Annotated in this window: 4 protein-coding genes and 2 pseudogenes; 2 read left to right on the top strand and 4 right to left on the bottom strand. The window is 50.2% G+C overall.

Annotated features, from left to right (window positions below):
• The first annotated feature begins 81 nt into the window (after nucleotides 1-81).
• Nucleotides 82-798, top strand: coding sequence for an N-acyl homoserine lactonase family protein (locus DHN43_RS17565; RefSeq protein WP_108819466.1), 717 nt, complete (start codon nucleotides 82-84; stop codon nucleotides 796-798).
• Between the two features lie 570 nt (nucleotides 799-1,368).
• Here the strand turns inward: DHN43_RS17565 and DHN43_RS17560 are convergent.
• A pseudogene (locus DHN43_RS17560) lies at nucleotides 1,369-1,937 on the bottom strand (IS110 family transposase); the annotation flags it as partial.
• A gap of 400 nt (nucleotides 1,938-2,337) precedes the next feature.
• Nucleotides 2,338-6,846: an autotransporter domain-containing protein gene (locus DHN43_RS17555; protein ID WP_159096915.1), complete on the bottom strand. Its 4,509-nt coding sequence runs from the start codon at nucleotides 6,844-6,846 to the stop codon at nucleotides 2,338-2,340.
• Between the two features lie 698 nt (nucleotides 6,847-7,544).
• Between DHN43_RS17555 and DHN43_RS17550 the strand changes: the two are divergent.
• A pseudogene (locus DHN43_RS17550) lies at nucleotides 7,545-8,896 on the top strand (IS3 family transposase).
• Between the two features lie 146 nt (nucleotides 8,897-9,042).
• Here the strand turns inward: DHN43_RS17550 and DHN43_RS17545 are convergent.
• Both DHN43_RS17545 and DHN43_RS17540 read right to left on the bottom strand, forming a co-directional pair.
• A complete protein-coding gene (locus tag DHN43_RS17545; protein ID WP_108819464.1) occupies nucleotides 9,043-9,450 on the bottom strand; it encodes a hypothetical protein in 408 nt (135 codons plus the stop codon).
• Between the two features lie 89 nt (nucleotides 9,451-9,539).
• Entirely contained in the window at nucleotides 9,540-12,881 is a 3,342-nt protein-coding gene (locus DHN43_RS17540) for a M10 family metallopeptidase C-terminal domain-containing protein (protein WP_108819463.1), read from the bottom strand.
• Between the last annotated feature and the right edge of the window lie 785 nt (nucleotides 12,882-13,666).

The raw sequence follows: 13,666 nt of genomic DNA, 5'->3' as shown, positions 1-13,666 counted from the left end.
GGCCGGTGAAACCCATTGTTGTGAGTTATCAGATTTAGCACACTATTGCATCAACCAAGCATTTATGAATGGATCTGACTTATGCGACTATATTTGCTTCCATTGGGCACTATGCAACCCGGCAACATTCCTGTCCCTGGATACGTCATCCAAACAGATGCGAACGTCAATATTCTCGTTGATACGGGTTGGCCACGATCCTTTATTAACAACCCCCAAAATCCGCTGGGTCTCACAGTCAAAATGTTGCCCGAGGATTCTATTGTCGCCCGTCTTTCGTCAATTGGGCTTTCTCCTACGGACATTAATTATCTTATTTGCTCGCATCTAGACGATGATCATTCGGGCAACCATGACCTTTTCATCGATGCGGAGTTGATCGTACAACGTGAGCACTTCGATCTTGCTAAGAGTGGACATCCCCGTTTTGCTGCCAACAGAGACATGTGGGATGATCCATTGCTTAACTACCGCGTCGTCGAAGGAGACATGGAGCTGGTACCTGGTGTTGAGCTCTTAGAGACGAGCGGTCACGTCCCAGGTCATCAATCCCTACTTGTCCGCTTGCCCAAATCTGGACCGATCCTGCTTGCTATTGATGCTGTGATGCACAGTTCAATGGCAGATGCCAGAACGCGGGTGATGTATATCACTGACATGGATGACGAAGCGCGAATACGGGCTAGCACGCAGAAAATCTGTGACATGGCAAATCAAGAAAACGCGGCTATTGTCATTTACGGGCATGATAGTGAGCAGTGGGCAACTCTGCGGCATGCTCCAAACTATTACGATTAAGCTACTGCATCCGGCATCAATAACCACCTCAAACTATGATTAGTAGTATTGGGTCTGTATCTAAGCCAATTACACTTTCCATCACGGTATCAGTTTGATGCATAATCAATCAGAGGTAGCAAGAACACAATTCTGGCGAGATGACTCTATCCAAACCAATGTCGGCTTTTGGTCAGCTGCTACTTGTCAAGAATGTCTAGAAGTATGGACCACCTGCATTTCGCAAGAGAATTTTTACTTGTAACCTAGAAGTAGATACTATGTATCCAACCTGTTTATCGATACGCAGACCGTGGCCTTGATGGTAATACGCACGTACCTACAGTCTAATTACTGAACAGGTTACTTAGAGCCATTATGGCTCTCTGACTTTGGGTGCGTTCTTTCTTCCGTTCCATGCTTATGCTCTGTCGCGAACTTTTAAGGAGGTTCTGATTAGATCGCCTCCATGTCGGTTGTATGGTTGTCAAACTCCGTGCAATTATACATTACACTCTAGGCGATCCTTGCCTGCTTATTGGCTAGGGCGACGGCCAGTTTTTTCTTATGCATTCGCTTGGATGCCCGTTCTAGCCAGTCTTCATAAAGGCCGATCAGGATGTCGTGCATGCGCGAAGAAATCTCATTGGCGCGATCGTCGAGAATGGCGAACAGAGAGTTTCTCAGGCTGCTGCTGCTTGTGCGCACCGCAATTCCCTGCTCTAACAGGAAGGCCCGGATCTGGTTGATGGTGGCGGTACGACGCGAGACCAATCGGGACCGGACCCGGTGCAGAGCCTGCAGATCGAGCTGATCCTGGCTCTTTTCCTGCACATAATTCAAATTGGGCCGCAGCACAGCTTCAGCAATAGCCTCAGCATCGTTGTAATCGTTCTTCTGGTCTTTGACGAAGGGCTTAGTGTATTTGGCGGCGATGATACGCGGATCGAACCCCAGTTTGCGTAATGTTCGGCTAACAAAATGCGCACTCATGCACGCCCCCATGCCCACAATACAGCGCGGCAGCTTCTCGAACGTAGCCACGAGGGACAGACGCTTGATCTTTTTCCGAAAAGCGTAGCTACCATCATCATTGAACCCACGATGTGCAATGTGTCTTTGCCAATGTCGATGCCGACGGAGAGAAGTTCTGTGGTCATGGGACTGCTCCGGTTTCATGAGAACAGGATCACTATAGAGCCTGCGCCTCGGGGGAACAGGCGGTCCACCCCATTACCGGACACTCAAATGCTTCCATCAAGGATTGTGCACAAGTTAGCTAAGTCATTATGAAATCGAACCTTAATTTCGATTTCATCTTTATCGCGGGGAGAATGAATTTTGTTTGAGTTTGAGGTGAAAAGCGAAGAAAATCTCTCTATTTAGAGTGATAAATTACTTTCCTCCCACAGCCAGGTCGTCGAGCTGTTTCCAACAAGGCGAACCTTGAGCCAAATGAAGAACTAGACCGCGTCAGTTCGAGCTTAACGCAAAATAGCAAACAGATCAGCCAGTTCTAAGCAGCTGCCCAACACTTGTGGGCGCACTCCGTTTCTCAGCTTAAAACTGCACGAACAGTCTTGCGTTGGCGCCGTGGTCTAGGGTTTGGTCGGCGAGGAGGCCGTAGTAGTTGATGTTGAGTTGGATGTGCTCGGCCAGCCGGGATTCAAGGCCGGTTTCGATCAGGGCCACGTTGCGGGCGATTGGGACGCTGGCGACGGTGAAAGGGTTGCCGCTGTCGATGAAGCTTTGGGTGTAGTCGAGCGTATCAGCGGAAGAGTATTGCCATGCAGCCAAGCCAACAAAGCTTGTGTCCCCATAAAGGTAGTTGGAAAGGTCAAACTCGCCGCGTGTTCCCAGTGTCAGGAAAGTGAGGGAGTTGGACTGCCCATCTGCTTTGAGTGCTGCTGCGCCGCCGGTTTCGTTGAAGCCGGGGCCGGACAGGTAAGCATAGGCAACCCCTGCGAAAGGCTCCAGATTGCCGTAGGTGCTTTCCAACGTGTATCCAAGCTCACCAAACACCTGCACAGAACCGGCGAACTGGTCAGATGACAGTGTTTCTTCCGGGAAGAGGCTTACATCGCGATCAGTTGCAATGTTGTACCATGTACCTGCAACACCTCCACGCAGTTTGACGTTGTCGATCGGATTGGCACTGGCGTAGCCGCCGACACTGTAGCTGTCACTGTCAGATGAGGCATCGATGGAGCTGATGTCGATGGATGTTCTGCCGAAGCCTGCAACCACACCCAGCTGCACCATGTCAAAGTAGGTCGCATCAACACCAACCAGAACGCCGCCGACGCTTCTACCTGTGGTGCGAGCATTGCCATCGGAGAAGAATTGACCCCAGCTGCCGTAGACCTGTCCCCACATCTCAAAGGGGCCAACTGTTCGGGAAACGGTATCGTCATCCACGTCTGCAGCAAAAGCGCTGTGGGCCTTGTAAAGGCGGTCATTCACCGCTTGTCTCAGGAAGCGGCTGTCTGCAAGAAGGATTGCACGGGTTGAAGCGTTGATTTCACCAGCAAGGGGATCGAGAAGAGCTTTAATCTGAGCGTTGTTCATGGGGGCAAGCTGTGTGAAGAGTTCGCCGCTCTCATTAATGGAATCCAATGCCTGTGTGACTGCATACTCGTTGCGTGTATCTGCCAGGCCATCGAAGTTATTGGAGCTTCGGATGAACTGGATTGCAACATCGTTTGCGTCTCCTGGGATACCGTAGATAACGTTCACATCTAACATGAACATGTCATGGTTGACTGAACTGAATGTGCCTGTCGGTGGCTCTGTCCCTGGTGCGGAGAGATTGTCGATAATGACGAACTCATCGCCGATCTTGACTGGTGTTGGACCCATGACGTTAACGAGATTAAGGGTTATGTTATTCAGGTCCACGCTACCACCCGCGAGGATCTGGATTTGATCAACATTTGTCATTCCAGATACCGGATCAGAGCCAAACTCCATTTCCAGCGTGCCGCCAGTGCCAGTCGCATCCAGACTGCCGAGCGTGATTATGCCGAACGAAGCGCCGGGTGCGATAACGCCGCCATCCAGTGTCACACTGCCACTTGCAGTTCCATGCCCGCCCAGACGCCCTCCAGAGGCAATTGTAAAACCTGCTTGAACAGATGCAGTGTTAAAGTCTGTCGTATCGCCAATCAGCAACGTTCCTTGCTGAACTGTCAGGCCCGCTCCAAATGAGTTGCTACTGCTATTGAACACAAGCGATCCGCTGCCCGCCTTGGTGAAGGCTCCTGTGCTGGTTACAGTGTTCGTAAGCTGCAACGTCCTGTTAACGTTTTGCACCTCTACCGTACCCCCGGAAGCTCCAACGGTCAGCGCGTCATAGCTTTGCGTTCCAGTTCCGCTAAAAGCCAGCGTGGCTCCGTCCAGTGTGGTGGTTCCTGTGCCCAACTGAGAGACCTGAGAGACCTGCAAGGTTCCCACAGAAACGGTCGCCCCGCCGCTAAAGGTGTTGGTGCCGGATAGGACAAGAGTGCCTGCTCCGGTCTTGATCAGGCTGCCTGCACCGGCCAAGTTGCCGGAAAGCGTCAGAGTACCTGCGGCACTAGTCACATCGAACGTACTGGCACCTGACCCCAAAGCCACGGTCGATAAGGTGGCATTGGTGCTTGCTGTATAGCTGAGGGAGGTGCCATTGAGTGTGGTGGTCCCCGTACCCAGCTGATTGGTAGCCGAGATCGACAACCCACCGCCATTAACGGAGATAATACCGGAGTAGCTGGAGTTGTTGCCTGATAAGGTCAATATACCAGATCCGGTCTTCGTTAGTGCACCAGAGCCGGAAAGGTCTCCGCTATAGGTTCCGTTTGTCGCTTGAGTAAAGGCCACAGTAGCCCCATTGGCGACAGACATGTCTCCCTGAATGTTTAAGCTATCGCCTTGCAGCGTTCCCGATGAAACTGTTGTTCCGCCGCTATAGGTGTTGGTACCGGTGAGGATGAGAGTACCGGCTCCGCTCTTGGTTAAGCTGCCCGTGCCCGAAAGGTCACTCGAAACCGTAATACTCGCTACACTGTTGCTGACATCAAGCGTATTGTCAGCGGAACCTAAAACCAAATCGGCGAGGGTGACAGCGCTTGTACCTGTGTAATTGAGAGCCCCACCATTGAGGGTAGTAGATCCCGTGCCAAGACGGTTCAGGTCATCAACTTGCAGTACTCCCGCTGAAATAACAGTCCCACCGCTGTAGCTGTTCGTCCCAGAGAGAACCAATGTCCCGCTGCCCTGCTTGGTTAGGATCCCTGTTCCCGAAAGATCGCTGCTAACCTCAAGTGTCTCAGAACTCTCAGTAACTTCCAAGGCGCCGCCTGCAGCACTTAAGACAAGATTTGAATATGTGGCACTTGTTGTTCCGCTGTAGCTCAGCGTTCCGCCATCAAGTGTCGTCGTGCCTGTTCCCAAACTGTTGATATCATCAACCTGCACACTTCCATCAGTTATGGTCGTGCCACCGCTATAATCATTCATGCCGGTCAAACGAAGAACGCCGGCCCCGTCTTTGCTAAGGCTGCCTGTTCCTGTCAACTCGCTTGAAACTGTAAAAGTGGCAGAGCTCTCCGAGACCTCAATCGTTCCATCGCTACTGCCAATCGTTAGTGCAGAGGTTGAGCCACCTGCTGTGTCAGCATATAAAAACCTCCCACCATTAAGTACAGTAGAGCTATCATCCAGTTGATCAATATCTGTAACGCGAAGCGTCCCACCCGTGATCGTGTTGGTTCCTGAGTAAGAGCTGTTGTTCCCTGTCAATGTGGTTGTGCCGCTCTCAATGAGAACATCGCCGTCTCCGAAGAGCCCAGCATCAAATGTGTAATCTGTACTCGTATGATTAAAGACGATCACATCACGATTAGCTGTCAGGCGTACTTGATTGCCAATGAACGTACCAGCTGCTGTTGCCGCCTCACCGGTCGCGGAACCAATATTTAATGTTCCACGAGCCCCAGCTTCTTGACCAAGTACCAATCTGCGATTTCCGCCAGTAATCTCTAAAACACCACCATCAGAGAGTGTGATGGTCGCGCGAGCTGAACGACCTGCCACAATATTGGTTGCAGCCGTCCAGTTCGAGCCCGTGCCCGTAACAACAACTGAGCCCGTACCATTGAAGAGACCCATCGTGTTGTTCGCACGCGTATCAAGCGTCCCACCATCGGAAACGGTAATGGTTGCATCTTCTTGTCGGCCAATGATTATGTTTCCTGAAACAGTCCAGATTGAATCCGAACCAGAGATTGTCACCGCTCCATTACTGCTTGCAAATTCAGAAACAATAGAGTCTTGCGAGGTAACCGAACCACCATCAGAGATATTCAAGTTGCCACCAGCAGCTCCAGTTGCTCCAACTACAAGCTCGTCAGAAACATTCCAGGTTGATCCTGCTCCAGTTACATTCACTGTACCTAAATTGTTAGAAACGCCAAGCTGTCCATCTGTACTTGTAACGCTAGCGCCATTTTCAACATTGACAGTACCAGTACCAGCTATACCAACACGCAAACGATCACTCAGATCCCAAGTTGAACCTGCATCTCGAATAGTAACAACTCCAGTGCCACTACCGCCATTGTTTTCGCCAACGGAGCTTTCACCTGTAATAAGAGCTCCACCTTGTTCGACAATCAGATCGCCCGTTCCACCATTCCCAACGATCAAGTCGTTATCAATGGTCCATGAAGATCCAGTTCCGGTAATCGTCGTTGTGCCTTGAGACCCAAGCACTCCAACACGGCCCTGAGTACTAGCAACAGTAGCTCCATCTTCAATATTGAAGATACCCGTCCCTCCACGCCCAACACGAAGATTACCATCTGCAGTCCATGTAGAACCACTGCCAGTAACTGTCACCGTTCCTGATGAGCCATTCGTACCTAACGTGCTTACATCACTGGTTAAGTCTCCGCCTTGTTGAACAGTTAACGTGCCAGCTCCGTTGTCACCAACGACGAGCGTGCCGCCAACATTCCAAGTATCTCCATGTGTGGAACCGGGCCCGCCAACCGTCTGGTTTGGGCCCAAGGGATTATCATCATCAATCACAGCCTGCGCATATGCGTCAGGACAAGCCCATAACAATAATCCTAGAACTAAAACCGACCGTTGAAAGCGCAGAGTCACTATTTACTGTCCATTGGCTATGATTCATCTGCTATTACTTTAAGGGAGATGCAAATAAAATCTCTACAAAACAGTATCTTCTTTAAATAAATTAACAGTAAATTAAAAAATGTCATGATGTGTGAATACTAAGTGATAAAATATTACAAATATAAAACTGAATTCATCTTGCATATACTCAAGGTACAAGGTTTCATATTTCAGCCATTATTAGGTATATCTAAGCAAGATGGACTATGAAATAGTGAAGTGTCTAGCCCTTGAGCGAGTTGAAGTTGCTCAGATATGAGTGCTAACGCAGCCAACGGTAAAATTCACGCAATCCTCAAATTGCAAACAGCCTGATTTTTTCATCGAGTCGTCGATATCTCTCAGAAAGGCCAAACTCACCTTAACTGCAGATGTGATTAGTTGCCTCGGATCACATTGTCTGCGAGCTGCAACACAACAGACAAACTGAGCATTCGCTGCATCGCAGAGGCGAAGGTAATTGTTAACTCAACTGGTTTCCAATTTCATACAGGAAAGGCAAAGTTGTTTATCGGCGAGCCTTATGGACAGATCGATCGATTTGAGTAAGGGAGTGTTTTGGCCCATGATCACTAGATTAGGAGTGAACAATGGGGCAATACACAAGGACCGCCAGCGCTGCAGCTGAGGAGGCGGTTAAAGACATCCCGCGCACGCCCCGAAAGCGCTATTCCACTGAAGACAAGATCCGTATCGTGCTGGCTGGACTGCGCGGTGAGGACAGTATTGCCGAGTTGTGCCGACAAGAGGACATCTCACAGGGGCTTTATTACAGCTGATCGAAGGAGTTTCTGGAAGCTGGTAAGAAGCGACTTGCTGCTGATACGGCCCGTCAGGTCAGCACCGGTGAGGTCAAGGTGCTGCGCAAAGAAGCACGCGATCTCAAGGAGGTGGTCGCCGAACAAGCTCTGTAGCTGCGGCTTCTTAAAAAAAGCATGCTCGAGGATGGGGGAGACGACGAATGAGATATCCCGCCCACGAGAAGTTGGAGATTATCCGGCTGGTTGAAGGATCACATCAGCCAATCAAGCGCACGTTGGAGCTGCTGGGTATTCCACGCTCAACGTTCTATGTTTGGTATGATCGCTATCTGGAAGGCGGCGTTGAAGCGTTGGAGGACAGAGTTTCACGTCCCGCCAAGGTCTGGAACCGTATTCCCGATGAGATCAGAGCACAGATTATCGAGATGGCGCTAGACGAGCCAGATTTGTCACCACGAGAGCTCGCGGTCCGCTTCACAGACACAAAAGGCTATTTTGTTTCACAGGCTTCCGTCTATCGGTTGCTGAAAGCGCAGGACCTTCTTACCTCACCGGCCTATGTGGTCATCAAGGCCACTGATGAGTTCAGGGACAAAACCACGGCTCCAAATCAGCAGTGGCAAACTGACTTCACCTATTTCAAGATCATAGGCTGGGGGTGGTTTTATCTGTCCACCGTGCTTGATGATTATTCCCGCTACATCATTTCCTGGAAGTTGTGTTCCACAATGAAAGCCAAGGACGTCACCGACACTCTTCAGTTGGCGCTCGATGCCTCAGGCAGCGAGCAACCAAAGGTGCTTCATCGACCGCGCCTACTTTCTGACAATGGCAGCTCATACGTCTCGTCGCACTTGGCCGAATGGCTGGAGGAAAAAGATCTGAAGCATGTCAGGGGGGCTCCTTATCATCCGCAAACCCAAGGCAAGATCGAACGCTGGCATCAAACCATGAAGAACCGCATCTTGCTTGAGAACTATTACATGCCAGGGGATCTGGAAGCCCAGATTGAAAGGTTCATCGATTACTATAATCACCACCGCTATCACGAGAGCCTTGGGAACGTAACCCCGGCTGGTGCCTATTGGGGACGCCATAAGCAGGTCCTGGAGCACAGTCAGATGATTAAACGGAAAACTCTTCAAAACCGTCGCTTGTGCTACCACGCGCAAGCCGCTTAAAATCAAAACGCAAACCGGGCCAAACACTCTGCTACTCAGAAGCTAATTCTGTCTAAATTCATTCGATGACGGACAATGCCTTTCACTTAAATCAACCTACCTGTCCATGTGAAACAAACACCAAGTGTAAGCACATCAGTAACTCATCAATACATCGTCCTGTAAAGCATAATACCCAATGGCTTGCTGGACTTGATCTTCGTGCTGCCTTGGGCGAGGAGCCAGCCGTCGGGGCGTTGTAGTTGGGCTATGATCCGGAGTGTTGGTGACGCCTGAATGTTGGAGGGGCGAGTGACGGAAAAGTCGATGGTTTTTGATTTGCCTGAGCTTTTGAGATGGGTCTGGGTGGTGAGTTCTCGTGTACTGTCTTTGATGGCAGTGTCTTCAATGTAGATTTTGATTTGGCCCTTGGGAATTTCTGTATCGCCTGCGAACGTAAGGGTACCGCGAATGTCTGATGCTTGCGCTTCGGTGGTCTTAGAATACGCATCGGTTCCAGCGGCCAGGAGACCGGCTGCCAACAAAGCTACACTACGATTGATCAGAGGCTTCATTCTTTTCCCCATCGGATTGCGTCATCAAAACAGTTTAGGTGCATAAAGGTAGCAAGAGGGGAGCATGAGAGCTCCCCTCTTGTAAGTTATCAGACGATAACGAAGTCATCTGCAGAAAGTGACAGACCAGTCTTCAACTGTGCGAACTGAATTGCACCGATGTCTCCTGAACCATCTGCATCATACAGCAAAGCACCGCTGTCGGTATCGTAGATGATGCGGTCAGCAGCATCCTGGCTAACACCTGCAGCACTCATGTGGAATGCAGTCAGATCAAGAGCGCCAGTGCCGCCCAGTTCAGCAAAGATACCATTGTCGAGAAGGATCAGATCCTCACCAACACTGAAGTCTTTGATCTTATCGACATTGTCGTTGCCAAGCTCTGTTGAGAAGCGGAAGGAATCTTCACCTGCGCCACCCACCAGAATGTCAGCACCTAAGCCGCCGTCAAGGAAGTCACTACCTTTTCCGCCGTAGAGCTTATCATTACCAGCTTCACCCGGCTGAATTGGCTCAGGTGGGAATTCAACTGATACGTTGAGTTTGTATGTTGAACCCTCTGGCACTGCTTCTGACCAACCATCACCTGGAACGTCCGGTGACCAAGCACCCTCCAGAATGTAGTAGGTGCCGGTTTCTTCAACAACGAAGACTATGCTTGAATCACGGTTGCTTGTAGAGCCGGGATCTCCGCCGCCATCATCGTTCTGGGTGACAATATTTCCATCAGCATCGAGCAGTCTGACCCAGCTGTCATGGACGTTTGGATCTGCAATACCGTCGATATCGACAGTAATGGTCGTACCTGCAGCAAGCTCGATACCATAGTATCCACCTTGGCCATTTCCGGTCGCATTAACTGTTGTATGAAGAACAGTTGTTGAATCGAAGATGTCAGGATCTTCTGTCAGAGAGAAGTTATTGGAGATATCGAATGCAGTCGCGATTGAGTTGTTCGTCGCATCCGGACCAAGCGTCGCGTAGCCTGTACCCATGCCTGGGCGTGGGATAGGTTCACCTTGATCAGCGAAGTCGCCGAAGAGGACATCATCGCCTTTGCCACCACGAAGAACATCGTTGCCACCCTGACCAGTCAAGGTGTTGGCAGCGTTATCACCCTTCATGCGATCATTATGTCCAGAACCTGAGAGGTTCTCGATCGAGATGTAAGTGTCACCTTCTGACTTGCCGCGTCCCAGATTGAGATTGACACCGCTGGTTGCGTCGGAATAGTCCGCAGTATCACTTCCGCGACCACCGTTCAGGATGTCAGCACCTTCGCCACCGGTCAGAATGTCGTTACCTGAACCGCCAGAGAGTTCGTTTGTCTGGTCATTGCCGATGAGGTGATCATCGAAGAAAGAGCCAACAACGTTTTCAACGTCAACGATGATATCATGCCTGATGACTGTGCCTCGTCCTACAATCTGGACTGGACCATCTGCGTCGCCACCGCGTGCTGTGCCGTTGGCAAGATCAACCGTTACTCCCTCAGAACTTCCAGAGTAAACGACTGTGTCGATTCCTTCGCCACCGTCAAGATAATCCTGACCGGAACCGCCGATGAGCGTATCATTGCCTTCATCACCATACAGCAGGTCACCGTCGTTGCCGCCGTCGAGGATGTCATCGCCGCCGCCGCCGTTGAAGACATCGCCGCCACCACGACCCCAGAAATGGTTGTTGTCGTCTGTACCGATGAAGCGGTCAATACGGTCATCAGAGCCGATCAGGTTTTCAATGCTATAGAACGTGTCACCTGATGCAGTACCACCGCTGGCAACATTGGTCTCAAGATTGACAAGCAGCTGGAATGGGCTCTCGTGGCTGTAGTCCACTGTGTCAACGCCGTCACCACCGCGGAAGATGTCAACACCATCCTGGCCCATCAGTGTGTCGTCGCCGTCGCCGCCATCGAGGATGTCGTCACCAGCACCACCAAAGATGGTATCGTTGCCGCGACCACCATAAAGCACGTCATTTCCGTCATCGCTTTCGGTCTGATCTTCAAGATCTTCGAATGCAATGGTGTTGTTGATATCACGGCTGGCCAATGAGTCACGACCACCAATGATGAGGTCATCACCGTCCAGACCAAAGATCGTGTCGCCACCAGCTCCACCTTCAAGGGTGTTGTTATCTTCATCACCAAAGATGAGGCTGGTCAGAGAATCACCGGAATCGCTTGAGGTGTCGTCGTTACCGGTATCGACTGGTTGGGTCGGAGTGCCACCCACATAGATGATGTTTTCGACGTTCTCGATTTCACCCAGGTCCAGGTCGCTGTTCAGCACAATGATCGTATCGTTTCCGCCGTCGGCTTCCTCGCGTACGATATCATCAGCGGAATCGACGAAGTAGACATCGTCCCCTTTGCCGCCAGCCATTTTGTCAGCACCGCCGCGACCGTCCAGAACGTTGTCGCCATCGTTACCGATCAAGATGTCATCGTATTCACTACCGATGCCATTCTCGATGTAGTATTCGGTCTGGTCTGCATTGTGGCCAGCAAAGATAGACACATTGTTGCTGTGACCATTGACGCTGGAGAACTGACCAGCACGCAGATCAAGGATCGTGCCTGCCGTTGATCCGGAGAAGTCAATGGTATCAACACCACCGGTATCGTGGATAGTAAATCCGATATCGTGCTGCATGCCAGAGGATGTTAGCTCATAGCCATACTCTGTGCTGTTGAAGCCGTACGTGTTGTCACCTGTGTTGAGATCGATCTTTTGGTAAGTCCGTGCACCATCCTCGTCGACCTCGGAGAAAAAGCGGCGGATGGTGGCTTCGATATCCGCCATCAATGGCGTGGAAGCTGACCAGCGGGTTGTTTCTCCAACGTCAATGCCATCGAAATAGGACATCACGCTGTATTGCTGACGATCATAAATCCAGGTCGCATTGTTCAGATAGTTGATCTGAACGCCTCCAGGGCCGCTGTAGTTATAAAGACCCGGGTGATTCAGGCCAAATTCATGACCGAACTCATGGATGAAGCTGTCAAAAACATAACCGCCGATGTCGGTTTTGTTAGGCTCTGTATCGTGGAACTTCTGACCGATACTGACATAGCGGTTGCTTGAGAAAGCGCTACCGTCGCTTTGCTCACCTATCGCAGGACTAACGACCTCCATCCACTGTGTTTCAGAGTCGAATGGCACATCATCTACAATTTCAAACTGGAGAGGAGTAACAGCAGACCACACCTCCAAAGCGCCAATAGCTGCTGCTTTGTATTCCGGGTAATCATTCAATCCGCTGACATTGATCACCAGCGGCTGCGCTGCAATCTCAGGTGTCAGGCTGCGAGGCAATGCACTGACGTAATCGATGTAAGCTTCGTAATCTTCACTTTTACCAAACGGATTATCCGGCGTTTGGTCATTAACCCACCACTGATCGTTGGGCTGGTTTGAATTTGGCATCTTTGTCTCTCCCGTTATACAAAGTTTGGGTGTTTAATGCTGCTTGGTTTTATGGTGCGGCCAATTAAAGCCTGACATCGCATGCACGAATGCATTCAATGGCATTGAAGGATGACTGAAGGAGTTGATTGGCTAAGAGGCTATGAAAGCTGCGGCCTGAGGCATACTTTGCTTAGAGGTTGCCCTAGATCTTGCAGCAGTGAATGCCTCAGAATGAGCCCGATAAGAGCTAATCAGACTGCCCAAATTTGATGAACCCGGACTGAGTAAAAGCGTAGGCTTCAATCTGCGAGTAAGAGCAATACTGGCTGCGTAAATGCTGCCTCTAAGAGGTTCCCACAAGTTTTCTGGGCTGTCGGTTCCTCCCAGAAACCGGCTGGCGATGGCACTAGTTGTGGCTCGCGAAGAACGAGTGCGCTTATCGATACATTCGGCAAGAGATTCCTCATAGTAATCAAACATTTCGACAGCCCCAAGTTCAGGTGAAGTGCCGTCCCCTCCAGAGCAAGCACATCAGAATTCTTTTGGTTCTTCAATGCCTTGTGTAGATTTAACCTAAGCACACTGCATGCGGTGCTAGAATTCTTTTTTAAATGAGGTTTAAAGTCAACGCTGTTAAAGATGATAATTTTTAAGTTACCAAACGTAATGCTAAAATATTTAATCAATAATACAATAAATTACTTTATCGCTATTTCGTGCGATTGCGTTTATTCATAACCTATCTGAGGTTGTGAAGATTTATCATTATAACCAGCTTGCGGTTGATCGACGTTCTTGAGGAA

This window comes from Pseudovibrio sp. Alg231-02 (assembly GCF_900143565.1).
Classification (GTDB): Bacteria; Pseudomonadota; Alphaproteobacteria; order Rhizobiales; family Stappiaceae; genus Pseudovibrio.
The sequence above is the reverse complement of the archived record's forward strand: the minus strand, read 5'-3'. Positions and strand labels throughout refer to the sequence as shown.